Annotated in this window: 30 protein-coding genes; 4 read left to right on the top strand and 26 right to left on the bottom strand. The window is 35.0% G+C overall.

The window, feature by feature from the left end:
- Nucleotides 1–71 precede the first annotated feature (71 nt).
- The 8 genes from rpmG to ltaS form a co-directional block, all read right to left on the bottom strand.
- Complete coding sequence (gene rpmG, locus A6754_RS04360) at nucleotides 72–221, bottom strand: 50S ribosomal protein L33 (RefSeq protein WP_066442686.1); 150 nt, start codon at nucleotides 219–221, stop codon at nucleotides 72–74.
- Between the two features lie 46 nt (nucleotides 222–267).
- The gene (locus tag A6754_RS04355) at nucleotides 268–732 is read right to left on the bottom strand and encodes a SidA/IucD/PvdA family monooxygenase (protein ID WP_257297409.1); all 465 of its coding nucleotides are present in this window, start codon (nucleotides 730–732) and stop codon (nucleotides 268–270) included.
- A 5-nt stretch (nucleotides 733–737) separates the two neighbouring features.
- Nucleotides 738–890 carry a hypothetical protein gene (locus A6754_RS23155; RefSeq protein WP_257297408.1) on the bottom strand — a complete coding sequence of 51 codons (153 nt, stop codon included), beginning with the start codon at nucleotides 888–890 and terminating at the stop codon, nucleotides 738–740.
- 43 nt (nucleotides 891–933) lie between these two features.
- Nucleotides 934–1,299, bottom strand: a complete 366-nt coding sequence (locus A6754_RS04350; RefSeq protein WP_066442684.1) for a hypothetical protein — start codon at nucleotides 1,297–1,299, stop codon at nucleotides 934–936.
- A gap of 36 nt (nucleotides 1,300–1,335) precedes the next feature.
- A complete protein-coding gene (locus tag A6754_RS04345) occupies nucleotides 1,336–1,587 on the bottom strand; it encodes a type B 50S ribosomal protein L31 (RefSeq protein ID WP_066442683.1) in 252 nt (83 codons plus the stop codon).
- A 21-nt stretch (nucleotides 1,588–1,608) separates the two neighbouring features.
- Nucleotides 1,609–1,878 (bottom strand): 30S ribosomal protein S14, encoded by a 270-nt coding sequence (gene rpsN, locus A6754_RS04340; protein ID WP_066442682.1) that lies wholly within the window; start codon nucleotides 1,876–1,878, stop codon nucleotides 1,609–1,611.
- 192 nt (nucleotides 1,879–2,070) lie between these two features.
- Complete coding sequence (locus A6754_RS04335; protein WP_066442681.1) at nucleotides 2,071–3,291, bottom strand: GTP-binding protein; 1,221 nt, start codon at nucleotides 3,289–3,291, stop codon at nucleotides 2,071–2,073.
- Between the two features lie 155 nt (nucleotides 3,292–3,446).
- Nucleotides 3,447–5,387, bottom strand: a complete 1,941-nt coding sequence (gene ltaS / locus A6754_RS04330) for a lipoteichoic acid synthase (RefSeq protein ID WP_066442680.1) — start codon at nucleotides 5,385–5,387, stop codon at nucleotides 3,447–3,449.
- A gap of 203 nt (nucleotides 5,388–5,590) precedes the next feature.
- On the opposite strand from ltaS, the gene A6754_RS04325 reads away from it, so the two are divergent.
- A complete protein-coding gene (locus tag A6754_RS04325; protein ID WP_066442679.1) occupies nucleotides 5,591–6,145 on the top strand; it encodes a recombinase family protein in 555 nt (184 codons plus the stop codon).
- A 185-nt stretch (nucleotides 6,146–6,330) separates the two neighbouring features.
- Here the strand turns inward: A6754_RS04325 and A6754_RS04320 are convergent, their stop codons facing one another.
- The 4 genes from A6754_RS04320 to A6754_RS04305 form a co-directional block, all read right to left on the bottom strand.
- The gene (locus A6754_RS04320; RefSeq protein WP_066442678.1) at nucleotides 6,331–6,750 is read right to left on the bottom strand and encodes a universal stress protein; all 420 of its coding nucleotides are present in this window, start codon (nucleotides 6,748–6,750) and stop codon (nucleotides 6,331–6,333) included.
- 246 nt (nucleotides 6,751–6,996) lie between these two features.
- Nucleotides 6,997–7,416: an arsenate reductase (thioredoxin) gene (gene arsC, locus A6754_RS04315; protein ID WP_066442677.1), complete on the bottom strand. Its 420-nt coding sequence runs from the start codon at nucleotides 7,414–7,416 to the stop codon at nucleotides 6,997–6,999.
- A gap of 15 nt (nucleotides 7,417–7,431) precedes the next feature.
- Nucleotides 7,432–8,727, bottom strand: a complete 1,296-nt coding sequence (locus tag A6754_RS04310) for an arsenic transporter (RefSeq protein WP_066442676.1) — start codon at nucleotides 8,725–8,727, stop codon at nucleotides 7,432–7,434.
- Nucleotides 8,728–8,741: 14 nt separating this feature from the next.
- Entirely contained in the window at nucleotides 8,742–9,086 is a 345-nt protein-coding gene (locus A6754_RS04305) for an ArsR/SmtB family transcription factor (protein WP_066442675.1), read from the bottom strand.
- Between the two features lie 625 nt (nucleotides 9,087–9,711).
- On the opposite strand from A6754_RS04305, the gene A6754_RS04300 reads away from it, so the two are divergent.
- A complete protein-coding gene (locus A6754_RS04300; protein ID WP_066442674.1) occupies nucleotides 9,712–10,011 on the top strand; it encodes a HesB/YadR/YfhF family protein in 300 nt (99 codons plus the stop codon).
- A gap of 972 nt (nucleotides 10,012–10,983) precedes the next feature.
- Here the strand turns inward: A6754_RS04300 and A6754_RS04295 are convergent.
- From A6754_RS04295 to A6754_RS04250, 11 genes are all read right to left on the bottom strand, one after another.
- Complete coding sequence (locus A6754_RS04295) at nucleotides 10,984–11,784, bottom strand: ExeA family protein (protein ID WP_066442673.1); 801 nt, start codon at nucleotides 11,782–11,784, stop codon at nucleotides 10,984–10,986.
- Nucleotides 11,777–13,132, bottom strand: coding sequence for a DDE-type integrase/transposase/recombinase (locus A6754_RS04290; protein WP_066442672.1), 1,356 nt, complete (start codon nucleotides 13,130–13,132; stop codon nucleotides 11,777–11,779). The genes A6754_RS04295 and A6754_RS04290 overlap by 8 nt, the downstream gene beginning before the upstream one ends.
- Nucleotides 13,133–13,177: 45 nt before the next feature.
- A complete protein-coding gene (locus tag A6754_RS23150; RefSeq protein WP_257297406.1) occupies nucleotides 13,178–13,708 on the bottom strand; it encodes a DUF6431 domain-containing protein in 531 nt (176 codons plus the stop codon).
- A 100-nt stretch (nucleotides 13,709–13,808) separates the two neighbouring features.
- A complete protein-coding gene (locus tag A6754_RS04285; RefSeq protein ID WP_066442671.1) occupies nucleotides 13,809–14,123 on the bottom strand; it encodes a hypothetical protein in 315 nt (104 codons plus the stop codon).
- A 14-nt stretch (nucleotides 14,124–14,137) separates the two neighbouring features.
- Nucleotides 14,138–15,247: an ATP-binding protein gene (locus A6754_RS04280; RefSeq protein ID WP_257297405.1), complete on the bottom strand. Its 1,110-nt coding sequence runs from the start codon at nucleotides 15,245–15,247 to the stop codon at nucleotides 14,138–14,140.
- A 32-nt stretch (nucleotides 15,248–15,279) separates the two neighbouring features.
- Nucleotides 15,280–16,596 (bottom strand): TnsB C-terminal domain-containing protein, encoded by a 1,317-nt coding sequence (locus tag A6754_RS23145; RefSeq protein ID WP_257297404.1) that lies wholly within the window; start codon nucleotides 16,594–16,596, stop codon nucleotides 15,280–15,282.
- Entirely contained in the window at nucleotides 16,593–18,053 is a 1,461-nt protein-coding gene (locus A6754_RS23140) for a TnsA endonuclease N-terminal domain-containing protein (protein WP_257297403.1), read from the bottom strand. The genes A6754_RS23145 and A6754_RS23140 overlap by 4 nt, the downstream gene beginning before the upstream one ends.
- A 96-nt stretch (nucleotides 18,054–18,149) precedes the next feature.
- A complete protein-coding gene (locus A6754_RS04270) occupies nucleotides 18,150–19,469 on the bottom strand; it encodes a TniQ family protein (protein WP_066442670.1) in 1,320 nt (439 codons plus the stop codon).
- Between the two features lie 1,039 nt (nucleotides 19,470–20,508).
- Nucleotides 20,509–21,546 (bottom strand): DUF4871 domain-containing protein, encoded by a 1,038-nt coding sequence (locus A6754_RS04260; RefSeq protein WP_066442668.1) that lies wholly within the window; start codon nucleotides 21,544–21,546, stop codon nucleotides 20,509–20,511.
- Between the two features lies 1 nt (nucleotide 21,547).
- On the bottom strand, nucleotides 21,548–22,090 hold the full coding sequence (locus A6754_RS04255) for a sigma-70 family RNA polymerase sigma factor (RefSeq protein WP_257297402.1): 543 nt from the start codon (nucleotides 22,088–22,090) through the stop codon (nucleotides 21,548–21,550).
- A 207-nt stretch (nucleotides 22,091–22,297) separates the two neighbouring features.
- A complete protein-coding gene (locus A6754_RS04250; protein WP_066442666.1) occupies nucleotides 22,298–22,894 on the bottom strand; it encodes a hypothetical protein in 597 nt (198 codons plus the stop codon).
- An 855-nt stretch (nucleotides 22,895–23,749) separates the two neighbouring features.
- Here A6754_RS04250 and A6754_RS04240 point away from each other — a divergent pair.
- Nucleotides 23,750–24,184, top strand: coding sequence for a hypothetical protein (locus A6754_RS04240; protein ID WP_066442664.1), 435 nt, complete (start codon nucleotides 23,750–23,752; stop codon nucleotides 24,182–24,184).
- An 18-nt stretch (nucleotides 24,185–24,202) separates the two neighbouring features.
- Nucleotides 24,203–24,655 carry a hypothetical protein gene (locus A6754_RS04235; RefSeq protein ID WP_066442663.1) on the top strand — a complete coding sequence of 151 codons (453 nt, stop codon included), beginning with the start codon at nucleotides 24,203–24,205 and terminating at the stop codon, nucleotides 24,653–24,655.
- Between the two features lie 335 nt (nucleotides 24,656–24,990).
- Here the strand turns inward: A6754_RS04235 and A6754_RS04230 are convergent, their stop codons facing one another.
- From A6754_RS04230 to A6754_RS04220, 3 genes are all read right to left on the bottom strand, one after another.
- Nucleotides 24,991–25,290, bottom strand: coding sequence for a hypothetical protein (locus tag A6754_RS04230; RefSeq protein WP_066442662.1), 300 nt, complete (start codon nucleotides 25,288–25,290; stop codon nucleotides 24,991–24,993).
- Nucleotides 25,291–25,368: 78 nt separating this feature from the next.
- Nucleotides 25,369–25,620: a hypothetical protein gene (locus tag A6754_RS04225; RefSeq protein WP_066442661.1), complete on the bottom strand. Its 252-nt coding sequence runs from the start codon at nucleotides 25,618–25,620 to the stop codon at nucleotides 25,369–25,371.
- 24 nt (nucleotides 25,621–25,644) lie between these two features.
- On the bottom strand, nucleotides 25,645–26,028 hold a 384-nt coding region (locus tag A6754_RS04220; RefSeq protein WP_180320270.1), incomplete at its 5' end, for an ATP-binding protein.

Here is a 26,028-nt window from a genome sequence, read left to right as displayed (position 1 = left end):
CCGTTCAAGTTATACAATACGTAAAAAGCCGGCAGCACCAATAGTGGCGCCAACCGGCCTATAAAATAAAATTACTTCGTCTCTCTATGCAATGTACGTTTCTTCAAGCGCGGGCAGTACTTCATTAATTCAATTCTGTCCGGGTTGTTGCGCTTATTTTTCGTCGTAATATAATTACGGTCTCCTGTTTCTGTACAAGCAAGTGTAATGTTTACTCTCATGATCAAAACTCCTTTTCGTTTGGTTTAAACACTAAAAACAATTCTTTCAGCCGCTTGACGGACTGATGACTAAATGGGCAGCTGAGATGCCGCCTCCCACAACAGCAATAGAAGGCTTCATTTTCGTTAAATCGGCAGCTTCATCGTAAATATGGAAAAGCTGATGTGAGTGAGCTTCAAGGTTACTCGCCCACTCAGGAATATTCAGCTGGCCATTCACACTTAGTGCCAGTACCACGTTTTTCGTTTTAAAACGATTCCCTGCCACAGTGCTGATGGTCCAGCTAGCATCTTCCCGGTCAACTCCATTAACAAAGCCTTGATGCCAGCAGGATTTCATGTTGAGATTTCGAAACAGAGCTTGGCTATGCTCATTGAAAAGCTCCAATGAAGGCCGTTTATATACTCCATAAAAATCACTTTTCTTTCGATTCTGGTCGTCAGCATATTTTCTCAAAGAGAAAGGCTCAACATCCAGATGATGTACAGACGGTGATCTTAAAAATTTCATCTCAATCATTTCTGTTGTCTTGGTCCAACGGTATAGCGGTGTTTCATGGGGTCAATGATGAGCAGCTGAGATGCTGATACTTTGTTATTTTTCATTAGAAACGCTGCAATTGTACAGCCTTGAATACCGCCACCTACTACAATCCATTCGTAGATCATGTCTATCTCCTGCCTTTAAAACGAAATTATTACGATTTAATTTTCAAGCTTCATGAAGGGAAAAATAAAAATATTTAACATGATCATCTATATTTTTATTTTGCAAGCGAACTTTTTCTGTTAAATCAAGCCATTGTGCATGCTCCATTTTCTGCTCAAGCTGCATACTAATAGTGTCTTCAATTTTGTGCATTGTCATCATCAGCTGCCCAAAGGAAAGATTAAAGTGTTCGGCAGCTTGCCGATGAGGTGAATGTTTGACAAGCAGTGACATGAATTCATCCGAGGTTGAAGCTTGACTGGCCAGTTCATCTTCCAGATTAACAACATATTCATAAATATCCTTTTGCCTCGAAGGAAGTGATTTAATAATCTCTCTTGAGAGAGTTTCCATTAAATGAGTATTCATGCTAATACCCCCAACCATCTTGCTAATAGCAACATTTTACTTATTTTTCATATTATATTTTTGCATAAAGCGATCTGCACGGCCACCGCGTTCAGCAAACTTTTGAACACCTGTATAGAACGGATGTGTATCTGATGTAACCTCTAGTTTAAGCAGCGGATAGGTGTTTCCATCTTCCCAAGTAATCGTTTCGTTTGATGTTTTCGTTGAGCCTGTTAAAAATTTAAAACCGCTATTTGTGTCCATGAATACCACTTTATGATACTCTGGGTGAATATTTTCTCTCATTTTAAATTCCTCCTTTTATATTTACCAGCTGGCTTTTTTCACACCCGGAATTTGACCTTTATGAGCATACTCTCTGAATGCAATCCTCGACATTTTAAATTTACGCAAATATCCGCGCGGTCTGCCTGTTACCTGACAGCGGCTTTTCAGACGGGTCTGCGATGAATCTCTTGGCAGTTTCCTTAATGCCTCGTAATCACCTTTTTCCTTTAATTCTCTGCGTAACTCTGCATATTTTAAGACAAGCTCTTGTCTCTTCTGTTCTTTTACAACCTTTGATTTCTTCGCCAAAAATTTCACTCCTTTGATTAACTAAATCGTAACTGTTACGATTTATTTTCGGGATAAAGTCATTTAATCATATTTTTTTATGAAATGCAACCTCTATGAATTGTGCTTGATTTTTATAACGTTTGTTTTATGTCTGTTTTTAATAATAACCTTCTTAGTTCTGTTTTAACTCGTTTTATCTCCATCTTCCTCTTATTCTTCAGTACCAATCATCACAGTTTGTGCGGTTGGAACGGTAAAGGAAGGCAGCGGGTCAGGAAGTGAGTTCCAGTCTCCCTGCATTTCCGTTTCTGTTAACTCACCATTTTTAAGAGACTGTACAATTTCATTTTGATTCATGTCAATACCAATAAAGACGAGTTCTGTCAGGCGATCACCATTAACTTCATCCCATCGATCCTTTAGTTCTGGATCCTCTTCGAACATAACAGCCTGCTCTTCTTCAGGCAGTGCCGCAATCCAGCTTCCCCCGGATTGAAAAACAATGGATGGACCTGCCTGAGAAATAAGACAGCTTTCAACGTTTCTTGAAGCCAGCCATATAAAGCCCTTCATACGAATAACCTCCACTGGAAAATCTTCTAACCATGCATAAAAGCGCTCGGGGTTAAGCGGCTTTTTACTTCTATATACGAAAGAACTAATCCCATACTCTTCGGTTTCAGGGGTATGTTCACCATTTAGCTCTTTAATCCAGCCTGCACCTGAACTCACTGCATCAAAATCAAACAAGCCTGTATCGAAAATGTCGTTCATATCTACTTTTGACATGGTACTTTCAATTATTTTGGCATCAGGGTTTAATTGTCTCAGAGTTGCTTTTAATTCGTTTTTATCTTCTTCCTCTACAAGATCTGTTTTGTTTAGGATTAGTATATTAGCAAACTCAATTTGATCAATTAACAGGTCAACTACTTCTCGATCATCGTTTTCATCTGTACCTTGTTTACGGTCAAGCAATGATTCACCTGAAGCATAATCATGCCAAAATCGATTTGCATCAACAACGGTAATCATGGCATCAAGCTGACACATGCTGGACAGATCAATATCTAATGTCTCATCCATATAAGTAAAGGTCTGTGCAACTGGAATAGGTTCACTAATTCCGCTTGATTCAATGACGATATAATCGATATCACCGCTTTCTACCAGTTTATTAACCTCAATAATTAAGTCTTCTCTTAAGGTACAGCAGATACAGCCGTTTTGCATTTCTACTAATTTTTCATCCGTTCTGCTGAAGCCGCCCTGCTTTACAAGTGCTGCATCAATATTGACCTCACTCATGTCATTGACGATCACAGCCACTTTCTTGTTATCTCTGTTTGATAAAATATGATTAAGCAATGTTGTTTTTCCAGCACCTAAATAGCCGCTTAATACAGTAACCGGAATTTTTCTTTGTGTCATTGGTAATCTTCTCCCCTCAATCTTTTTAATAGATATCATTATAAATCGAAATGATTACGTTTTACAATTAATTATTTATTCAAACTATTATTCCGATGCCTAAATTGAAAAAGACTGCCACAGATAGATCTGCAGCAGCCCTATTTCAACATCTATTATTCGCGATCTTCTTTGTTCAAATAATTATACTGTGAACGATCTACGGGGAGGAAGCTATCTGGTGTATAAAACCGCAGAAGATCTCCATTTACCACTTTATCAGACATCCCAAGCTTTTGTTCTGCGATTGTCTGATATTCCCTCGCTTCATCTAACCGGCTTTCGTCCAGCAGTTCACCAGTTGTGGAATCGTAAAATTTGCCATCAGCATAAGTAAACACCGAACTCACGAAATCTCCATTCCTGAATGGAATTATATCATCATGCTGTTCTGACAGGAGATCCGTACCTAAATGAATATATTCGTCCGTCTCAATCCCCAGCAAGTGAAGCAGTGTCGGCAGCAGATCAATCTGGCCCGTATACTCTTCATTCATGCCGCCTTCCATGCCTGGTACACGAATAAATAATGGCGTACGCTGCAGACCTGCACTTTCAAATGGTGTGACCTCTTTTCCAATAACCTGCTCCATCGCCTTGTTGTGGTTATTCGAAATACCATAGTGATCGCCATACATAATAATGATGGAGTTATCGTATAAACCGTTTTCCTTTAAATCATCAAAAAATTGCTGAAGCGCCTCATCTGCATATCTGGCAGTTTGAAAGTAATTATCAACCGTTTTATTGCCCGTTGTATGCTTATCAATAGTTGCTTCCTCTTCATTAATTGTAAAAGGAAAGTGATGAGTAACGGTAATAAAATTCGCATAAAATGGTTCAGGCAGTGCCTTTAAATACGGCATCGATTGTTCAAAAAACGGCTTGTCCATCAAACCATATTCAGCCTGCTGGTCAGCGCTCATTTCATAGTAGCTTAAATCAAAAAACTCATTGTAGCCGAAAGATTTATAAATTTCATCTCTATTCCAGAAGCTTCCCGTATTTCCATGAAAAACAGCAGACGTATATCCTTGCTGCTGACTTAAAATCGCTGGTGCAGCCTGATACGTATTAAGCCCTTTTGTTGTAAATGCCGAACCTTGCGGAAGCCCATAAAGTGAGTTTGCTACCATAAATTCAGCATCAGCTGTTTTTCCTTGTGCTGTTTGGTGGAAGAAGTTATTAAAATAAAGTGTATTCTCTTCCTCTGTTAAAGAGTTCAGGAACGGAGTAACTTCCTCTCCATGCAATCTATAATCAATCAGGAAGTTCTGAATAGACTCCATGTGCACATAAATGACATTCATCCCTTCAGCTGCTCCAAAATATTCGGGCTTCGGCTCTGCACGGCTTGTCTGAGTAAAGTTTCGAACCTCGGTCAAATCATTGCTGTCAGCAAATACTCTTTGAGCAGTTGCTCTCGTGCTCTGAACTGCATCATAAATCGTATAATTATACATCCCGAGATATTTTACGATATAGTTTCTATCAAACCCTCTTGTTAATAGCTGCGGGCGATCCATTTCGGCAATAGCCAGGTTTATACAAGATATACTTAAGGCTAAAAACATTAAAGCAGAGACTTTCCTTGGAGCTGTCTTTTTAACTTCTAAACTTTTAAAATTAAATGTTAATAGAAATACCAACAGGACGACATCAGCAAAAAATAGTAAATCTGAAGGACTAAGTAACGTGCCGATGCTCCCGCTGACATCACCAAAATTTTGCGTTTGTGTTAAAGTAGGCAACGTGATAAAGTCATTAAAAAAACGATAAAACATGACATTGGCAAACAACAATGCTGACATAAAAAAGTCAATAACAATCAAGGCTATAAACTTTTTCTTGCCTTTAAACAAAAAAGCCAGCCCAAGAAATAATAGCGATGATCCCAAAGGATTTAAAAGCAGCAAAAACTGCTGAAGCACACTCTCAATTCCCAGTTCAAATTGTGTTAATTGAACTATATACGTTTTTAACCAGAGCATCAAAACAGCTGCTATATAATAGAACGTAAACTGATGAGTTTTATTTTTATTAAGCGTTAGGTTCATTTTTCTCCTTCCTTCTGCGAGAACAACATCTATATTTATCCTATATATTTACAAATATAAACATTACTGTAATAAAAGATTAACAAAAGTGTACCATGGATCGTCCCAAAAATGAACTATTTTGGTACAGGTCATTATATGTATATTCAACCAAAAAATAGTTATTACATCTAAGAAGATAGAGAAAGTTAGAGGTGCTAGTTATGCAAATTGGCTATGCCAGACCATATCCCAGCGATCCCGATAGAGAGAAGCAGAAGCAGATTCTGCAAGAAGCTGGCTGCGATACCTTTATCAATGAAATTCATTTTTCATCTGGCCAGCGTCCTGAACTGATGAATATGATCAAAAGCGTACAGCCGGGAGATAAAATTGTAGTCAGCAACCTGCTCACATTCGCAGATTCTACCCGGAATCTTTTTGAACTCCTTCAAGAAATTGAATGGAAGGAAGCATTCTTCCATTCTGTACAAGAGGATATTGATACAAGTAAGGAAGACCATAACTCGTTTAAGAAGATCGTTAAACATATTATTGATTTTGAATCAGACCTACTGAGCGAAAAAACCAAAGAAGGAATTCACGAAGCTAAACAAAAAGGCAGTATCCCAGGAAGGCCGCGAATCCCAGATGAAAATGTCAAAAAAGCCATTCAAATGTATGAAAGCAAGAAGTACAGCTTGGCTGATATTAAAAATACAACAGGGATCAGTAAGACTACCCTGTACAGGTATCTTGGGAAATCACAGGATTCATAAAAGGCAAATAGGGGGAGCTCGGACTTTCATGCCTCAGTGATGACAAGCATAATAACCTTTTCTCCTTTGGTGCTTTCTGAAGGTACAGGGAAAAACCCAAACGATTAGAAGATGTTCCCTATCTAATCGTTTGGGCACTTCCATTCTTTAAGAAAGGCGGAAATGGAATAAAGTATCGTAACGCCTTATTTAACAATCATAACAGGTGCTAATACCCGCTTTGCTATCTTATGACTGACACTCCCTAATACCATCTCTTGCAATGCGTTCAACCCGCGGCTGCCGACGACAATAAGGTCGTATTCTCCTTTATTGGCAAACTCCACTATCGCTGGTCCAGGCTCACCATGTATAAACTCAACCACATATGTTACACCCTTTTGCTCGAGGAGATTTATTATGGGCTCTAATCGCTGTCTTCTCTTTTCATTCACGATAGTTTTATCATAATGATGAAGTATATCTTCCTTTGAAGTTTGACCGTCAATAGCATATACAACGGTAAAGCGGGCCTGTGGATTTTGTTCCCCCAGATGCAATGCTTTTTCAGCACAGCGAATCGAATGATCAGAACCGTCAGCCGCAATCAGAATTTTATTAAACATACCCTTCACCTCTGATTTACAATCTTTCATCAATCATATTTCTTCTAATTGATTCATTCAAGATAAAAAAAGGAAAATTGTGTATAATATATGTTTGTATAAAAAATTTACTATATTATTTACAGAAGCCATTATGATATAAATGGATACATTCTAACAAACATGAAAATATTAATAATACAGATCAAATAGCCAGGAGAAATGTTCTCCTGGCTATTATTTATACTTACTAGATATCTGCTTTCTCTATTTCCCTGTTTCCGCAAACGTTTTAATCCGCTCGCTGATTTCATCTCTGACACGCTGGAAAAATGCCCACTTCTCTTCTTCTGTTCCTTCCGCTTTGGCAGGATCATCAAATCCCCAGTGTTCGCGTTTCAAATGAGGAGGTGTCACTGGACACTTATCAGCCGCATCACCGCAAAGTGTGATAACTAAATCGGCATGATTCAAGATTTCAGGATCAATAATATCGGAAGTTTGTGATGTTATATCCATACCAGCTTCCTTCATCGCTTTAACAGCATTCGGGTTTAAACCATGTGCCTCAATACCTGCACTGTACACGTTCCAGGCATCACCTAAATATTTCTTTCCCCATCCTTCAGCCATTTGGCTGCGGCAGGAATTTCCTGTACATAGAAAATAAATCGTTTTTTTAGACATATTTTATTCCTCCATTTAAATAATCAATAACCATATATATAATCCAACCAATGTGATAAATAATGTTGGAATCGTTAAGATGATTCCCGTCTTAAAATAGGTGCCCCACGAAATCTTTACTCCTTTAAGGGATAAAACATGAAGCCACAGCAAGGTTGCGAGTGAGCCAATTGGTGTAATTTTCGGCCCTAAATCAGAGCCAATCACATTTGCATAAATGAGCGCTTCACGAATAGCCCCCGTTGTATTTGTATCTGCGATCGCGAGCGCATCAATCATCACAGTCGGCATGTTATTCATAACCGACGAAAGGATCGCAGCAATAAAACCCATCCCGATGGTTGCCGCAAAAAGACCCTGATCTGCTGTCGCTTGAATCACATCTGCTAAAACGCTAGTTAAACCTGCATTACGCAAACCATACACCACGACATACATTCCAATCGAAAAAAATACAATTGCCCATGGAGCTCCTTTAATGACTGTACCTGTATTTACCGCTGGACTTCTTTTTGCCATGATTAAAAAGAAAATAGCAATAAGACCAGCAATGATGGAAACAGGAACCTTTATAAACTCACTAACAAAATAACCAATTAATAAGATCCCTAAAACAATCCAGGAGAGACGAAACATTTTTCCGTCTTTAACCGCTTCAGCTGGATTCTTCAAATGGTTTGAATCATATTGTTTTGGAATGCTTTTTCGAAAATATAAATACAAAACAATAATACTGGCCGCTAATGAGAAGAAATTTGGAATAATCATTCTGGATGCAAATTCTACAAATCCAATGTCGAAAAAGTCAGCAGACACAATGTTTACGAGATTACTGACGACTAATGGAAGTGAAGTTGTATCCGCAATAAATCCACTTGCAATGATAAACGGAAAAACCATCTTTTCCTCAAATTTAAGATTTCTGACCATCGCGAGTACAATTGGCGTCAAAATCAAAGCCGCACCATCATTTGCAAAAAAGGCTGCAACCAATGCTCCCAAAATGGAGACATAGACAAACATTCTGACTCCATTCCCTTTTGCCGCTCTCGCCATATGCAGTGCCGCCCATTCAAAGAAACCAATTTCATCTAAAATAAGAGAAATAATAATAATAGCAACGAATGTCAAAGTCGCATTCCAAACAATTGATGTGACATCCAATACATCATTAAAATCGACTACACCCGCAAGAAGTGCAAGAATTGCACCTCCACAGGCTGACCACCCGATTGATAGCCCTTTAGGCTGCCAGATGACAAGGATCAGTGTGGCTAAAAAAATTACGGATGCCAGTATAATTTGAGTCATCTTACTTCCTCCTTTTACTCACAGGAAATTCTTAATCCCTGTTCTTCAAGTTGTGCTAATTTATCATCCTGACTTGGAAGGTGACTCAGCAGGTTCTGTACCAGTTGGTAGTATTCACTGTTTTTATTCAGCGAATAAAAAATCCACTGGCCTCTGCGTGTTTCCCCCACAACCCCTGCATCCTTCAGTTTTCTGAGATGCTGGCTGATTGCAGGCTGGCTCATGTTAAAAATCCCGACAAACTCACACACACAACAATCATGATGATCAAGAATTTTCACCATTGTTAAACGTGTTTTATCACCTAACAATTTAAGGATCTGTGCTGCTGTTCCGATATCAAGCGTTGATTCCAACATTTCCGCCTCCCTTTTCTCTACATCAATATATAATAATATGCTTATATATGTAAATACTTATTTTGTGTCTCTTCCTTATATTGATATCCTTCCATGTACAAAAATAGAAAAGTTTCTTTGTTTTACTTTTAAATAATAGTAAAAAGGTGAAAAATTGAATTATATAAACATTTTAGTATTTAATAAAACTATGCCTGTTTATAAAACAGGAGTTAAGAAGAAGGTGAAACGTGGAAAAAAGGTGCAGAAAAATTTGGTATAACGATGAAATCTATTATCTCATTAAAACAAACGAGTCAGGATATTGCGAAATAAAAAAATCAAATCTGAACTATATTGAATTAATCCATCGCAGTGAACTAAAAGAAACAAAAGATGATTATAAGTTATAGAAAAAAGACCCTCTCTACGGGTCTTTTTTCTGAGATTATATTGGATATACGTCCCTAAAAAGTGAGCTATATAGCTTAAAAGTGTCTTAGAATTGTCGTATTACTATATACCGCGAAAATGTTATCATTAATATGATATATATGTTTTCGTAAAAGACTGATCCAGTCAGTATATGTATTTTTATTCTATGAGGAAAAGCTATAATATTAAAATGAAAAAGGAGCTGTACTTCTTGAAAATCCAAATTAGTGATAAAGCATTGCAGTGGTTTAAGGATGAGGTTGGTTTAGAGCCGGGAAAAAAGGTTCGCTTTTACTCGCAAATTTATGGAACAAGTCCAGTCCAAGAGGGATATGCTCTTGCCTTTACGATCGATAATGATTCGAGAAATGCGGTTGTCGAAACCGTATCAGACGGCATCACATTCTTTGTTGAAGATGCTGATCTATGGTTTTTTAATGGTCATGATCTATATGTAGATTATAATGAAAAAAGTGATGAAGTGGAGTATGACTATATTAAACCAGAATAATGTGATCATAATAAAACCCTCTGTGCGGCAGACTCTTTATCTGCTCAGAGGGCTTTTTGAATTATATGTTATTTAAATTATAGTGAAAGAGCAATATAATTCGACTAAATAACTGAATTATATTAAGAATTAACATACTTTCAAACAGGAGTTTCTTTCCTTTTCAAAATTATTAATGCCCTGGAAACTAGGAGGAGTTTCTTTCTCTATTGTTTTATAAAAAGCGGAAAATGAGGAAGATAAGAGAGATAGCCAAAATCATTAACTAAGATCCAGCAAAATGTGACTTCAACCATATGTTTTAATAAATTCAACCATAAGCTTTCCAAACCCTTATATAATAAATATTTATCAAATTTTTTATAACTGACTTTTTCTATCTACTATAGTAAGAAGACCTTATAATAGATATTTTATGATAATTTAACAATACTTTATGAAGATTTATGGCTTTAAAAAATACCAAAAGAATTCTTATGGTTGAATTCAAAACTTTTTTCAATACACTGTTTTTTTAATACTATAACAAAAAAGACTCTATACAAGAGCTGAATACTTAAAGAAAGTATTTTGGCACACATGTATAGAGTCATATAAAATCTTATGTTACATTAATAAATATTTTTATCAGATGATAGAATCTCAATTTAAAGGATAGTGTTAATGACGTTCTTTACTGTCCTGAAATTGACGTTATTAATTGTCCTAAAAGTGACGGATTCACTGTCCAATATGAAGGGGAAGCAACCCTTTGCTTCCCCAATTATTTTACAAATCAACCATATGGTTTTATTTTTCTTAAGGTAAAATCTAACATCCTTTTGACCAGTAAGAATGTATCAGTCTCTGCCTAGTTCGAAGTGGCAGGAAGATATTTTCCATTTCCTAAATGGAAATTCAAATCATTCATCACAGTGCAACCCAACAAATCCAACATTCCAGTACTTTAATGTATTCTTTTTAGCAGTTTTTTTATGAAAGTTCCCCCTGGATAACTTGCTTAATCATATGATCATCAATGATTCTCCGACCATTTTGTGAGCCATACAGGAGACTATGTGTACAGAGTTTATTAATGAGCCTTGCGGCACCACCAGAGAACCGGTGGATTTCGTCAAGCGCCCCATCAGAAAAGATCGGTTGTTCAACACCTGCATAACGGAGATGCCTAGAAACATACTCTTCAACCTGAGCACGGTCGAGATGTCCTAACTGGAATTGGATATCAATTCTTTGGCGTATCGCTGCGTATGATTGGAGGCGTAGTCGATCCCACAATTCACTTTGACCGACTAGAATCAGCGCCATCGGACTCTGTGAATCCATTTTGAAGTTTAATAGGAATCTAACTTCTTCTAACATTTCTCGGTCCAAAAGGTGAGCTTCATCCACTACCACGACAGGCTGTAGTCCTCGAATACCTTTCATTAATTCAATTTCTCGATGAAGCTGTCGTTTTGCATCCCCCCGATAAAACTTTGCTTCTGAGCCTAGTTGTTCCAACAGACCTTTGTAAAAATGACGAGGCGTTAATTTGGAGTCGGATAGATAAAGGATGTGGAACTTTCCTTTATCTAATCTATCTACAAACTTACGGATTGTCGTCGTCTTTCCAGTACCACTATCTCCACTCAAGACCGCAAAAAGCTGTCTCTCAGCTGCATATTTAAGCCTTCCAAGGATTTCTTGCATCATGGAAGAATCGTAAAATTCATTCGTTGGCAAATCACGTGTGAACGGAGTATTTTCCATTTCATAGAATGCTTCAAACACGAGAGTCATCCTCCTTCCAGACTGCACGGAAGGTTACGGCAGGTTTCTGTTCAATTTGACGATCCTGGTTCCTTCGTTCAGCTGCCCTTAGTAGTCTCGAAGATTCAACACTTTGCACCTGCAGGTGCTCAGGTAATTCAGGACGTTTCCCAGCTCTTTCCCCAATGATAAGCTTCCTGGCCTTCCAAGGAGTATAATCCTCGAACTCAATGGTAAGATCCTCTATATTCGCAGGGTCATAAACTACATCCACCTTTCGCCCAATGAATGCCAAGCCCACTTCATATTTTTGATCCATGAAACTGATACACCCTGATTTATCAACCTTCCTTGTTTCACAGTGTAGAAATGCAGTGCTTAACGTTTCCTCATCAATAAAGCGAATTGCTTTTCTATCGGAACGGAAAGCCATTTCCGGACTAATTTTCTCTTCAAGGGCAGAGTGAGGTTTATTCTGATAGCACTCTGTCAGCCACACCTGAAAAAGTTCATTCAGATGATCTAAAGTTTTTGGTTTCTCAATGACAGCTTCACTTATAAATGAATCTATAACTCTATTAAACCTTTCAATTTTACCCTTGGATTCAGCTGCATACGGCTTAGTGTAAGAAAGGCGGGTGCCTATTTTAGAACATGTACGGGACATCCATTTGGTTCGATACTGCTTTCCATTATCAAAATAAACGGCTTCTGGAACACCGTACTTTTGGATTGCTTGCCGAAAGGCATCTTCAATGATTCTTGAGTCTAGAGTCGGATAGAAGGCTGCATGAACCACTAACCTGGTTGCATCATCAATAAAAGCGACAAGGTAAACCTGTTTATTGATCCCTTTTGGCCCAATAGGCAGATAAGGACCGTATTTAATATCTGATTGCCAAAGTTGGTTCCGGTGCTGTTTTTGAAATCTTCGGGCAGCTACACCGGATTGAGAATAGAGACGCATATGTCGGGTACTGTAACCTTTTTCCGTTAGTTTTTCTTGAAGAGTAGACCTTTTAATTTGTCCTGGATCAGTTAATCCTTCCCATTCTAGAATCTGGATGATTTGCGCCACACTACGGTTTGGCACTTCCTTTCGAAGAAGGATTGCCTGTTCCAATATATGAGAAGGAATAGCTTCTGACTTCCGAGAAACTTTTCTCCCTTGTGGTTTCAATCCTCCAAATCCATCTTCACGAAATTGAGCCAGATATCGCCTAATAGTTCTTTCAGAAAGACCGCTTACCTGCACTATCTGGTTTTTTAGCTCCTTTATTTTTCCAGCATCAAGCCCTTCTGCCAATAAAGGGGATATCAGTTGGAAACGCTGCACTGCCAACTCCTCTGATTTCTTATGATTTCTCATGCATACACTCTCCTTTTTGTTTCTATCATGAGTGTAAATCAGAGGTTATTGGACAATGAATGCAGAACGGGTATGTATCCAAAAATTAATATTTACTATAGGGCGGACAATTCTTGTCAGCCATCCATTGGCATCTCCTGCCAAGCGTCCTAGCCTTTGAAGTGCAGTCCCTGAACCTTTGGACGTAAGATCTTGGGGGATGGTTCCTTGACGGGTTCTAATCATGATAGAGATTAAGCAACCAACCCAATAGTCCACATACTCATGAAACCAGCCACTCCACCTCGAAATAGTAGAATCATCGGCTGGAATAGTGTGGTTGGATGGGTTCGTAAGAACGCTTTCAATACATTCAGATTCATACCGTTTGTAAGGGACCAATAAATCCGGAAGTTCATGGTGAATGGTAAGGCAGTTTGTGCACCTTAACCTCCTAATGTTATAGGTCTTACTCTGTCCTGAATGATCCATAGCTTTTCGGTTCTTAGTACCTATAACCAACATGACTTTCCCACAACATGGAGACGGAATCCTACCTGCACCCCTAACTAAAAACTCCAGTAAGCATGTTTTCAATCAGCTGATAATCTGATACAATAATCATATACTTTTTGGTGGGACGTCTCCCGTATAACTGTTGGCGCAGTTATACGTTATGGGAGGCGTCTTTTCCTTTCTACAGAATTAAAAATGTCGAAATGTTTCGAATATATATATGGACATTATAATCGACTAATTCTGGACAGGCAATACCGTCAACTTTCGGTAATTTAATGGTGTCAAAAACAGTAACCCCATCCCTTGGTCGGCTCTCTTTTCTTAAAATTGGATATATTAGCTCATTAAAAAGTACACCTAGAGTAACATTATGTGCTGTACTCAATCTAGTTACGTAACTTGTTAAGCTCTCTATCTCATCTGTATTTATACCGATAGGCTTTAAATTATAAAGGGTACTGCGACTTTCAAATAATTTATGTTGTATTAACATATTCCTTTAACCTCCTACTCACCAACAGCATCCCTTTTTGGATTTCTTTCCCCAACTTTGCGTTTCTTTTTAGTTTTGTTCTCTTGTACTTTTTCTTCATCAGTTGCAATTTCTTCTTCTTCATCAGTATTGCTATTATTGCCTAGTAGCAAATTTAACACATCATCTCTACTCCTGTTATTAACTTTAACATTAGCTTCTCCATCAAGCGCCTCTTGTGCCAATTTAAAGGCTTGGTTTGGAGTCAATGCATACTCTTTAAAATCCCCAAGTGTCAACTCACTAGCATCCGGATTTTCAAGTAGTTTATATTCTAAAGTGGTTGATATCAAATCTTTAAGAATCCCTATACATCCTAAACTTACTTGATAAAAATATTCCCAATGCTCTATTAACTCTGGCTCAATTTGAATGGGGATTTGCCTTTGAATATTCCACAAAGTTTGTATAAACATCTTTTGCTCATTACTCTTTTGAATATCATATCTTCTAAGATGGATATCTAGCCCCCGCCTTGATAATTGTCCTAGCGAGTCTCTAAAATCTAAAATTTCATATGTACCAAATAAAATATGTGGTGTCTTTGTGGTTGAAGCTAGTGACTTTATCATGTTCATTTGATTATTTGATGATTTAGAAGATGAATTAAAAGAGATATGTTGTGCTTCATCAATGAAAAATGCTAAAGTCTCTCTATATTTTAATGCTGTTTCTAAGGAACTTCTTAATTTCCTGTTTACATCATTTACTTTAATCTCTATATCAGGCTTCTTCTTTATATCTACTTTATGTTCAACTAGTGGTTCCTTTAATGCTAACAGAGACCGAATATAATGATCTCTCCAATCATAGTAGCCTTTATCTGGTGCTCTAGCTTCTATTCCCGTAACAGGAATAAATCCAGGGTTACTAATGATTTGATCCATTAAATCATTTATTATTTTCTCAGCAACTTTCTTAATCAATGTTGATTTTCCAACACCACTTGGTCCGTATACCAAAAAAAATGCTTTTAGTAGAAGGATTGTGGATTCTTTGTAATAGGGTTTTGTAAGCCACCAGAAAAAAAGGATGAGCAACAGTATAATCATTAAAATAGTGTATACGTTCAACTGGCGGCTCATCAAGTAACTCCATGGGGAACTTATCCATCTATTCACAACCCTTCATATGACTCAAATTTTAGCTCTGAGATATCGACTTTTTTCTTCTGTTTATTTACAAGCTCCTTACTCTGATTATTAACAACTAACTTAATGTTATCATTATCGATTGACTCGTTTGATGTAGATTTCTGTTCAATTCTTTCTGGTGATGTTTTCCCACCCTCAATAACATAAAGGTTTCTCAGCGCTTTATCCTTAAGTCGTTGTATTAACAACAACTCTTCGCTTTCAATAGAGTTTATAAAATCTGTTAACATCTTAATAGTTACATCTTGTTTCTTTTCACTCAGCTTTGCTCTTCTTTTTAATTCTTCAAATGCAATATTAACTTCTTTTTCTGAACGGCTCTTTAAAATGTTATATTTTTCTGACTGAAGTTCTACCCACCTTTTGTTCACGAAGGCATATGCTATTCCCATATTAAATGGATCGTATCTAACAAAAACTTTACTGTTCTCAACTAACCCATTCCTAAAAACAGGAGACCAATAATAAATTCTATTTATCTTTACTCCATAACCAGGCAAAACTTTTGCTTCACCTTTTTTAGTTGTCGGTAATGTTAAAATTTTAAAAGTTTCGTCGTATACTACTCTCGTTACTTCTCTAGCTCCACCAGTCTTGATACTTTGTTCATACATATCATATGGTGAAACCCCTAAGCCTGTATGATCAGTTTGATCATAAATTTTATACGCCCATTCATTTAATAACTCACCGAAATTTTCTAATTTCCATATCGAATTGTTTTTAGGATTAACTTCTTTGGTAACTTGTCTTACATTTTTCATAATTTGTGTATTACCAGTTAAGTTATTAATAAACATTTTATTTGTTGTCCCAAATAATCTCTCGACAACATTTCCAAACCTTGCTTTTGCACTTGGTCTTCTTACTTTTAAACAACGATTTCTAGTAAGAAGCGTTTCAAAATATACACTTTCAAACTCCTTCCCACCATCAACAACAATTGTACTAGGAAATCTAGAGTATCTTTTTACACATTCCCTTAAAACCATCATACAACTACGGTAACTTGGAGGATCGAATGAAATATATATAGCTAATAACCTCCTTGAAAAGGCATCTACTAAAAATGTCCCCCAAGGTCGCCCTAGGTTTTTATCTGTAATGGAACATCTTAGCTCTATATCTAATTCAGTATGATCTAAATGACAGATTTCAAAAATCCTATCCCCGTGTCTTGGAGTTTCTTCCCATAATTCATAAATAAATTCACCGCTTGCATAAGCAGCTTTAGAACCTTTTCTACTTTTAACTCGATCGTATTTGGGAGTTTTTTTCACGTTTTTTGTAAAAGTATAATACTAGGTGGCTCATAACCTTGCTGCTTACATTCTTGTTGGAATTGAAGAAAAACTTTCATCATACTTGTTTGCTTTATATTTTCATACTTTTCTTTTATAAATGTATCCATTATAATTTGCACATCATCATTAATTCTTTTTACTCTATTTCCTTTTTTATTTACTTCGGATATCAATCCGATGAACCCATTCCCATACTTTTTCTCTGCTGCTTTGTATTTTCTTAACCAATTTTGTATAGTTCTTTCTGTAACTTCATCCTTATATTTTTCCGTATCTCCATTTCGATAAGCACGAATAAGACTATATTTGAAATTGGCATTTTCCAATTGAAATGAACTTGCGTTTTTCAATATTTCTAGTTCGTTATTATCAGACTCAGTTTTAGAAATGCCACTTACTTTCCCCTCTTTTAGCAAATATTCAAATGTAGCAACTGGTACATCAATTGTTTCTTTAACTTCATTTATCAGGTTAACTGATGTCTCACCTACATTTAATATCTTCCAAACTATTCCATCCCATAACATTTTTTCACCATGACATACTTTAAAAGAAATAGACATTTCTGTATTGGGTAACGTTGATGATGAAACAATATTCTTTAATGCTTGTTTATACTCTTTACTAATGTAAAGTTTCGCAGAAAGATCTGGTATAGTCTCATTTTCAATATCTGTATAAATATTTCCTAATATTAAAGAAGTGTATAAATCATCAGCCTTAAATTCATTTTTTTGATTTAAAAAATCTCTAATTGTAATTCCTGGTCTCTCACTAATGTTATTACATATATTTTCTTTGATATTTTCATCAACAGATAAGTTACTGCTTAATAAATAGTCCTCTAAAAACCTAATATTCCGTACAAAGTTCAAATTAAGATCTTTCGAGATTTTAACTTTAAATGACAAACCATACTTCTCTGCATGTTCTTCAGCGGGGGGACATCTCCACAATCCATTTTCATCAAGTTGATATCTTTCAGGAGACTTAATAGATAATTTTAATATATCATCTTCTGTTTTCCATTCTTCCCAACCTATCCAATCCTCACGAATCACAAAAAAATCTGCGGTGTAAAGATGTGCTTGGTTTTTCCCGTTTAGCATATATGATATTTTAAATGAAGGCGGTTGGTCATAATATTCTAAAACGTTTGGATTGTGTTCTTTTTCAAAAATAGCTGGGAATTCTAATGTCCGACTTTCAAACTGAATTGATAACCCCATTTTCTTACTTGGATATGTACCTGAAACATTTTTACCGTTACTTTTAACGCGCCTAGCTGGCTCTGATTCACGAATTCTTTTCAAATAGGTAATTGTCTCTTCTTCAAATCCTTTTGACTTTAAAAAAGATTCTATATTTCTAATCAATTCGTCATCTCCTCCAAGAACATGCATTTGTTTGTCAACTGCATATTTCGACAACAAACTCGAATCCACCTTCAATATATGGATAATTTTTATTGGCTGTTAATCAATATATAGATAAAGCTAATTCTCTGAGAGAAGTTCGTAAACATTAAATTAACAAGAATTAATAAAACAATTTTTCTTTAAAGCTCTCCATTTTTCTTGTAGTAACTTTTCTCGAAGTACACCCTCACCAACAATGTTTTCCATTTTCCTTCTACTTGGGTATTCGTTATTTGTTATCAATTGATTAAATGCGTCTTCAACTTCTTTTAACTTCTTCTTATCTCTTTTACTTTTCTCATTAATTAAAAATCTATCATTGATTTCCTTGATTTTTTTACATTCTATTTGATACAGACGGTAAAGGAGCTTTCTGTCACAACCTATGGCTTCTGCTACTTTGTTTATTGAAATTGATTCTTCATTATCAATTATGTCAGAAAGATATTTCGTGATTTTTTTGTGATCATATCTTTTCCTTTCGCTTTTACTTTTTACTTTTATATCATCATTGCTTTCCTGATTTATGCGCACCTCTGTCCTTAATAAAAACTCGGAAATGTTAACACCTAGATAAATACATATTTCTAAAAGTGATTTAATTTGAGGTAAACTTCCTCCAATACACCAACCCTTGAGTGTTGATTTTGGCACATTTAAGTCTCTACACATCAATGAATTTGAATCTTCAAAGCATTCTTTCAAATAAAAATTCAGTGATTCTGATATAAGAGACCTGTTTGGTTTATCTTCAATAACATGATTTTTAGATAACAAGTCATTAATCAATCTAATAAAAATATCTTTCTGTTGCATTTCAATTAACTGGTTTCCAGTCTGTAATTTTTCACCTAACCAATTTTCGCAGATTGAGCAATATCCTGGTCTAGATTTCCTAGATAGAATCGGATTGGTTTTATCACAATAAGGACATATAAATGATAAATGTTGATTATGCTTTGAACAAACTTCCACAAGTTGGAAATTCCAAACTAAACGTTCATATATTTCAAAATGATTTTCCTTATCTTCTAAATAGCAAGTTGGACACCAAGCCCTATGTACTCTTAACAACCCTCTTGTTGGAACTATGTTTGACCACTTTAACAATGTCAGCGATTTTAAATCATCCCTTAAAGTTAGACTTTGCAGGATATTTGAAAAATCTTCAGCAAGTGTCCCGAGACCATTTATACCATTTGATGATTTATAAAGACCTTCACCTCCTTTATAGGCTTGATTTGATAAATACAACTTATTTAAAAGTGGTACGAGTTTTTTTGCTAATAGATCTCCTGTACTGTTTGAATGATGGCTGGCCAGTCGAGAAAAATAACCACTTAATGATTCAACATAAGGTGTACCAACACCAATTGGTTCCAAACTGTATAAACTACTACGTGAAAAATTTGCGTATAGTTCAGTAAACATTGCTATATTTATCCCCTATTCTGATTTTAAGGATATTTTTAGCAATTAAAATGATATTTATTAGTAAAAACAAAAAAGGTCATTAGTCTATTGTTCATGACTAACAACCCTTTTATAATTTTTGAAGACTCCAGACGTGTATTTGGCAATTAAATAATGCTGTTTGTGGCGGTATGTTTTTTGAATATAAATAAGCCGAAATTATGCAGGAAATGAATAAAAACTTGCATGTTTTCGGCTTATTTAAAATTGGAGATATTGAACAAACGCACCCGTTAGTTTAAGTACATATCTTCACAAAATTTATATTATTAAAGGAAGGCTACCCATTTGCTGAATAAGCAAATCTCTACCTACAACCTTTATTAACTAAATATATATAAATCAAAATGAATCTCCGCTTGAATTACAATTATAAAAAGATAATCTAAACCATATTCCCCTTTGAGGAATGATAATTGGTCCGTTTCCCCAATGATTGATTTTAGAATTACATTCAACTGTGGCCAAATCATTAGTAGGCTATTTGCAAATCTAAGGATAGTTCTTAGTTTTCTTAATTGCAAAAAACATACTTGAAAATACAATTACAGCAGATATGACGCTATTCAAGTTTTCATTTATTGATGAAAAACCTAATATATACTTGGCTATATCATAAGTTGACACGGCGAGGCCCAGTACGAAGAAAAATCTTAGATGTTTCCTGTTTTTGTATTTTATTGACATACCAAAACCTACAATAATAAGGAAAATAGCAAAAGGTATTAAGATCAAAAATTTTTCCTCCTCATAAAAAAATTTTAATATTCCCTTATTATAATAATCTGCCCCTTTTATGGAATTAGAAAAGCCACCTGAATTGGCAGCAGATCTTGATTATTAATTATTAGCACACTTTACTTTAAGTGTACTTTACACAAAATACAGTTTGCTTTCATCTTATATGAAAAAGTGTTCCCGTTTATAGTATTAAAACCATATCTCCGAAAAGGTTCTGCTAGAACCTTTTTAATAGTTAATATTCATAAGATATTGCTTAATCGGTTATGTTATAAACTAATATATCGAATAATTCATCATTAACATAGAGTAACACTGCCCATTCACCTTTTAAAGGAATATTTACGCTTGAAGGTGCATGTGCATCCGCTCCATTATTCTCTCCACCAAGTTCAATTGACCAGCCTGTTGTCAGGATTTGATGGACTGTATCCGATTCTTTATGCAGCCCAACAACTGTTAAGTTGTTTTCAGTGGTATTATCAATTCCCCACAGATGCCACATCCACTTTTGATTAATATTTAAACTAGGCATATCAGCACCAATAACACCTGATTTGTTATCATTCCCTATAATATTATTACCTAAATCCACTGCCTCTTTGCTCCATTCAACGTTTTCAAAATCTCTAGTCAAAATAAAGGAAGGTGTATTTTTAGGTAATATTATTTTTGTTTGGTTATTTTCTGATCCAACCAGTAATACGACATCCCCGTATAATTTCTTATCAAAGTACACTTCGTATTTCCAAATTCCACTTTCAGGTACTGTAAGTGAAGCAGTAAATCTACCTAAACTTGAATACCCTGGGGTTGGTTCGGAAATTTTAAATGGAGTTAATACATTAATGCGATCCCCGGTTTCTTTATGAATTGCGTATATTTCAATTTCTTTTCCTCTATAGGTATTGAAAGACTCCTTAAAACTAAAGATATACCCATATGATTTACCAGCAGTAAGATAAGGATCGGGAGATACGTTGAATAGTACCTTATTATTCTTTGAGTATTCCTCCCGAATCTCCCATTGATTTTCAACAGTCTGTTTATCGTTCTGATTTATATCCCCGCTTAAAGATAGATTAGTAAATAACCCTGTATAAACTACAAAGAAAAACAAGGTTGCTGCAATAGTCGATATTAAATATATAGAGACATTTGGTTTCCTAATTTCTTTTGTTTGTATTTGATTAAGAGAGGACATAATCTTTCTTTTCTGTATCTCCGTAAAGTGCTTACCTTTATGAGTTGATGAATTCATAGCAGCACGTAAATTACTAAGCTTCTTTTCCATTTTACCTCCACCTTTCCATTAAGACTTTTAGTTTTATCCTTGCCCTATTCAGTCTAGTTTTGACCGTATTATTATTTATTTTTAAGATCCTACTAATTTCTTCAATCGACAGTTCGTCATAATAATACAGTGTAATTACTTCTCTATACTTGATTGGAAGTGCTAATACACAAGTAGAAAGGAATTCCTCCTCACTATTTTTCATTATGGACATTTCAGGAGATAACTCTAACGTTCTTATATGGGTGACAAGTGTGGAACTCATAACAACCCTTTTAAAGAAAGAACTCTTTAGTAAATCTTTACATTTATTTATTGTAATCCTATAAATCCATGCCTTAAAAAAGTCGATTTTATCAATGTTTTCATACTCCCTATAACAAGTAATGAACACTTCTTGGACAATATCTTCTGATACATTCCAATCCTTTGTATAATTAAAGCAAAGCTTAGTTAGCCTTTCACCATAAACATCCATAATCTTTTCAAACCATTCATCCTTACTTTCTATATTTAAAATTTCATCCACATTTGATTTACTCACAATTTATTCCCACCTCTTTTCCCACCTCTTTATGCTAAGACGACTGAAATCTGCTTTGGTTTCATTTTTTATACTTTAACAATAAAAAAACTACTCAAATGAGTAGCATGATAACTTTTTGTCCTTTTATCTTTTATAAAACTGCCCCTTTAGCACTATAAGAAAAGGCTTCCCATTTATTTAAGGAAAGCACCCGTTAGTGAAAAATTATTTTTTCCTTATGTAGCGATATAGTAGGAAAACTACTGCTATACCAACTAAAACACCTGTACTAACATATAAGAGTATATTAGACTTATCATTCTGACCTTGATTATGTTTTTCAAGTTTGGTAACACTTATTTTTTCTGGTTGTACTTTTAGAAAATCTTCGAAAAAAGTCCTTCTTTCATCATTTGGGTCTTCAATTTTACCATCGGAAACTTGAACCATACCGTTTGGACCTCCAATTGGTATTAGGAAATCAGCATCCTCACTTTTTTCTAAAAATAAGAGGAATTCGCCACCTTTATTTTGGAATTCCTCTACCCATCCAACATCATTATAGTCAATGCCTGCCGTCAATTGTTTAGAAATATCCCCTTTATAAACATTTATAACGTTGAAATCTAATCCCTGAAAAACAAAATCACTTGGTTTCGGCTTGCTTGAAAAGTCATATTTACCAGTAACAATAACTTCAGCTCGATTAAGGATCTCTTGTGGTTTTAATTCAACCCAACTTGTAGCAGAAACTGTATTGTTTATAATCACTATTGATAAAAAGAAGCTTGCAAATAATAATATGTAACATAAATTTCTCATTGGAAACCCCCTTTTTATTAATTAGACGATTATCTAATATGAAAAGTTCCAGATTACCCCTTTTTAAAGTAACCTGCCCCGTTCGTTACATAAAAAAATCCCCCTGAATTTGAGCTGTTTTTTTAAAAAATAAACACTGTTATTTCAATAAGGTTATTTTATAAAATCTCTTATAAATTCTTCTGTTGTCAATATTGTGGTAAATTCGTCGTGCAATGTGCTAGAGATATAAAATATAAAACCTTCACAAGATAAGTTAGACGAGTTTAATGACACACTGTAATAGCAAAACCCTTCTACCTTATTGAGAGGGACTTTATTAATTTAAAGGAATACTATTTGAATTTTTTTGTTTTAGATCAATTAAGGCCAATTTTTTTGCTGCTTCCTTTGATTCAGCAAGTCTGGATACTAAGAGACCCTCGTTTTCATATGATAAATAAACTTCATAATGACTTTGATATTCAACAGTAAAACTGATTATTAAGGCGTATTTATCCTCTTCCCAATTTAGAGTTTCTACTCTTGTACTTAACAAATAAATTAGACTAATAAGAGTATGGTATAGTCCTGGTGTGTCAGGTCTGTGAAAATAACATAAATTTTTAATTAATAATAATTAATAGAATCTAATATTTCAAAATATTCTTAAATGAATATTGTTATATATGTACCGGAGTATATGTATAAATACAATGTGATTCATCTAGATTTCTATTAAAACAACAAAAATCAATAGATTAGTAAATGTGATATAAAATAATTAACAAAAACTAGGAGGTTTATCTATGCTGCTAATTTTAAATAACTGTTTAAAGTACTGTAATTAATGACAAAATAATAAGAAGTGTAACAATGAAAAAACTATTATCTTTATTCTTAGTAAGTACCCTTTTATTAATGATTTTGCCTTTTGCAGATGAGGTATCTGCAGCTCCCCCAACGTGTAACACTGGTACAATAGTTATCGCATCTGATGATCATCCGGTTATAGAATGTGGAGCAGGAGGTGCAGCATGGGCATTAATTTTAAGAAATGCAACTTTAACAAATCGTACTAATAAAGTTAACAACTACACTAAAAGTGGAGGTTATAATCAAGGATTGAGAGATTTCAATTCAATGCCTGGTACCACTAGAACAACTGATGATGGTGTTAAACTCAAAACATATGAAGGAAGAACTGTAAGTCTATATCCGAAAAGTACATCTACAGGATATCCGAGTTTACAGTATCCTGCTTCTAGTGGGACTACCCAAGTATGGGATAAAGTAAGATTAATTGAATAATTTTAAGTAGGTGTGCGAATGGATACAAAAAAAGAGATACTTCATATGTGGCAACCTAAGGAACTAGAAAATCTTAATGCTAAAAATGCCGCAGAAATTGTATTTGAGGAAGTTATTAGACATAATGATTTCTTTAAAATAACACTTAAAGATTTTGATGATAAAAAAGTTGAAATTATCTATGATCAACTAAGTTCTCCTGTAGAGTATTTCGTTTGGTCGTTTCGATTTAGCACTGAATATGGTAGACCAGATCTCCATACACTTACTCAAGAAGCTAGTGGGAGAAAAAACAAAAATTCACCGTACTTTTTTAAGGTAGAGAACTCAAATTATGTAAATTGGATGGATAAAAACCCAATAATTAATAGTAAAACAAATCCTAATCTGGAACATCATATGTATTTATCAGGTGATGAAGTGTTAGAAGTTCTATCTGACTATGAACCAGTGTTTAGAGTGGTTAAATAAACAGTTGTCGGAAAGAGTAAAAAAAAGGACTCACCGGCTTAATTTAGTAATTAAAATTTTTTGTGCAAAATTTAGTAATAGGTAGTTTTGGTATTCAACCAGCTATTTAATTTTCATCTTTAATCTTTTCAAATTCAACTTTCTCCGTTCAGATATCTGAACGGTTCTTTTATTTTTAAGAAATGCAAACTTTTCACTAAACTGCCCCGCCCGTTTGTTACATAAGAAAAGCCGCCTAATTTGGCAGCTGAACTTGAAAATAAGCACCAGTTAATTCAAGAGTTTGTGTACTATTCACCCAACATTAGTAAATATCTTGTTTCAATCCCATTATCTTAAACTATGAGAATATCCCTTCTTTCCCTCGGTGCGATGATTTGGGTTCCAACAGATAATTCACTTGCCATTCCATCTTTAATTTCTCCAATTACCTCGCCTTTTGTTAACTTGACTCCCTCTATCCAGTCAATACCCGTTACGTAAACTTTATCATTTAGTTCAAAATAATCTGCCTTTGGGTTTTCTTTTAAGACTTGTTCTTTAGTTAAATAACCTGTTTCATTTTCTTGAATGCCATTACAACCTATCAATAAAAACATCAAAATCAAAACAAAGGAATTTCTAACTAAAAACATAGGACACCCTATCGTTAAATAAATTTTTATTCAACAAACCTGCCCCGGTAGTTGTATAAGAAGTAAATTCTCCCTCAACTAATCATATTGTTGTATTTTAAAATGTTTGTTAATCCAGTCATCCCAGTAACCATTTTCTTTTTCTTGAATTCCCAATCGTACAGCTTCCTTTGCAGTTATTCCAGCTAAGGACATTTTACCTGATTCGTCTTCAACATGAAGATCTTCTGCTAAAATTTCTGCATGATATTCCTTCCCTTCTTGGTAATCTATCTTTTGGCTGTCATCAATATTAAAAGATGTCTTTATACAAAGAACTGTGACCGTCAAGTAGAATGAAACAATTTTTGCTCGTTATTTTGAAACACTTTGTTCCCCAAATATGGTAGAACGATGCTTCATACGATAACTATCTTCATTTAAATGAATGATTTCTACTCGGTGAAGAATCCTATCTAGAATTGCTGTTGTTATAGCTTGATCACCCAATAATTCTCCCCATTCTTTTGGTGCCTTATTAGAGGTCAAGATAATGGAAGACTGATTATACAAGTCATTAATTAAATGAAAGAACATATTAGCTTCTTGTTGATCCATTGCCATAAACATTAAGTCATCTATTATGACTAAATCAGCCTCTCTAATTCTTTTCATTCTTGCTTTTGACTTTCGTGTGATTTCTTCTGTTTTCAGGTTATGAATTAAATCTCCCATTGATGTGAATATCGCTTTATACCC

This window comes from Cytobacillus gottheilii (assembly GCF_001636345.1).
In the GTDB taxonomy this organism is placed as follows: Bacteria; Bacillota; Bacilli; order Bacillales; family Cytobacillaceae; genus Cytobacillus; species Cytobacillus gottheilii.
Note: the sequence above shows the minus strand (reverse complement) of the source record. Positions and strands in the feature narration are given on the sequence as shown.

Excerpts from the sequence above, each read along its gene's own strand:
- arsC (WP_066442677.1), bottom strand. The coding sequence starts at position 7,416 with ATGTCTAAAAAAACGATTTATTTTCTATGTACAGGAAATTCCTGCCGC.
- A6754_RS04310 (WP_066442676.1), bottom strand. The coding sequence starts at position 8,727 with ATGACTCAAATTATACTGGCATCCGTAATTTTTTTAGCCACACTGATC.
- A6754_RS04250 (WP_066442666.1), bottom strand. The coding sequence starts at position 22,894 with ATGAGAAATTTATGTTACATATTATTATTTGCAAGCTTCTTTTTATCA.
- A6754_RS04345 (WP_066442683.1), bottom strand. The coding sequence starts at position 1,587 with ATGAGAGAAAATATTCACCCAGAGTATCATAAAGTGGTATTCATGGAC.
- A6754_RS04355 (WP_257297409.1), bottom strand. The coding sequence starts at position 732 with ATGAAATTTTTAAGATCACCGTCTGTACATCATCTGGATGTTGAGCCT.
- A6754_RS04230 (WP_066442662.1), bottom strand. The coding sequence starts at position 25,290 with ATGTTTTTAGTTAGAAATTCCTTTGTTTTGATTTTGATGTTTTTATTG.
- A6754_RS23155 (WP_257297408.1), bottom strand. The coding sequence starts at position 890 with ATGATCTACGAATGGATTGTAGTAGGTGGCGGTATTCAAGGCTGTACA.
- A6754_RS04235 (WP_066442663.1), top strand. The coding sequence starts at position 24,203 with ATGGATACAAAAAAAGAGATACTTCATATGTGGCAACCTAAGGAACTA.
- A6754_RS04280 (WP_257297405.1), bottom strand. The coding sequence starts at position 15,247 with ATGAGCCGCCAGTTGAACGTATACACTATTTTAATGATTATACTGTTG.
- A6754_RS04270 (WP_066442670.1), bottom strand. The coding sequence starts at position 19,469 with ATGTTTACTGAACTATACGCAAATTTTTCACGTAGTAGTTTATACAGT.
- A6754_RS04320 (WP_066442678.1), bottom strand. The coding sequence starts at position 6,750 with ATGTTTAATAAAATTCTGATTGCGGCTGACGGTTCTGATCATTCGATT.
- A6754_RS04240 (WP_066442664.1), top strand. The coding sequence starts at position 23,750 with ATGAAAAAACTATTATCTTTATTCTTAGTAAGTACCCTTTTATTAATG.
- A6754_RS04335 (WP_066442681.1), bottom strand. The coding sequence starts at position 3,291 with ATGACACAAAGAAAAATTCCGGTTACTGTATTAAGCGGCTATTTAGGT.
- ltaS (WP_066442680.1), bottom strand. The coding sequence starts at position 5,387 with ATGAACCTAACGCTTAATAAAAATAAAACTCATCAGTTTACGTTCTAT.
- A6754_RS04290 (WP_066442672.1), bottom strand. The coding sequence starts at position 13,132 with ATGAGAAATCATAAGAAATCAGAGGAGTTGGCAGTGCAGCGTTTCCAA.
- A6754_RS04285 (WP_066442671.1), bottom strand. The coding sequence starts at position 14,123 with ATGTTAATACAACATAAATTATTTGAAAGTCGCAGTACCCTTTATAAT.
- A6754_RS04325 (WP_066442679.1), top strand. The coding sequence starts at position 5,591 with ATGCAAATTGGCTATGCCAGACCATATCCCAGCGATCCCGATAGAGAG.
- A6754_RS04350 (WP_066442684.1), bottom strand. The coding sequence starts at position 1,299 with ATGAATACTCATTTAATGGAAACTCTCTCAAGAGAGATTATTAAATCA.
- rpmG (WP_066442686.1), bottom strand. The coding sequence starts at position 221 with ATGAGAGTAAACATTACACTTGCTTGTACAGAAACAGGAGACCGTAAT.
- A6754_RS04305 (WP_066442675.1), bottom strand. The coding sequence starts at position 9,086 with ATGTTGGAATCAACGCTTGATATCGGAACAGCAGCACAGATCCTTAAA.
- A6754_RS04260 (WP_066442668.1), bottom strand. The coding sequence starts at position 21,546 with ATGGAAAAGAAGCTTAGTAATTTACGTGCTGCTATGAATTCATCAACT.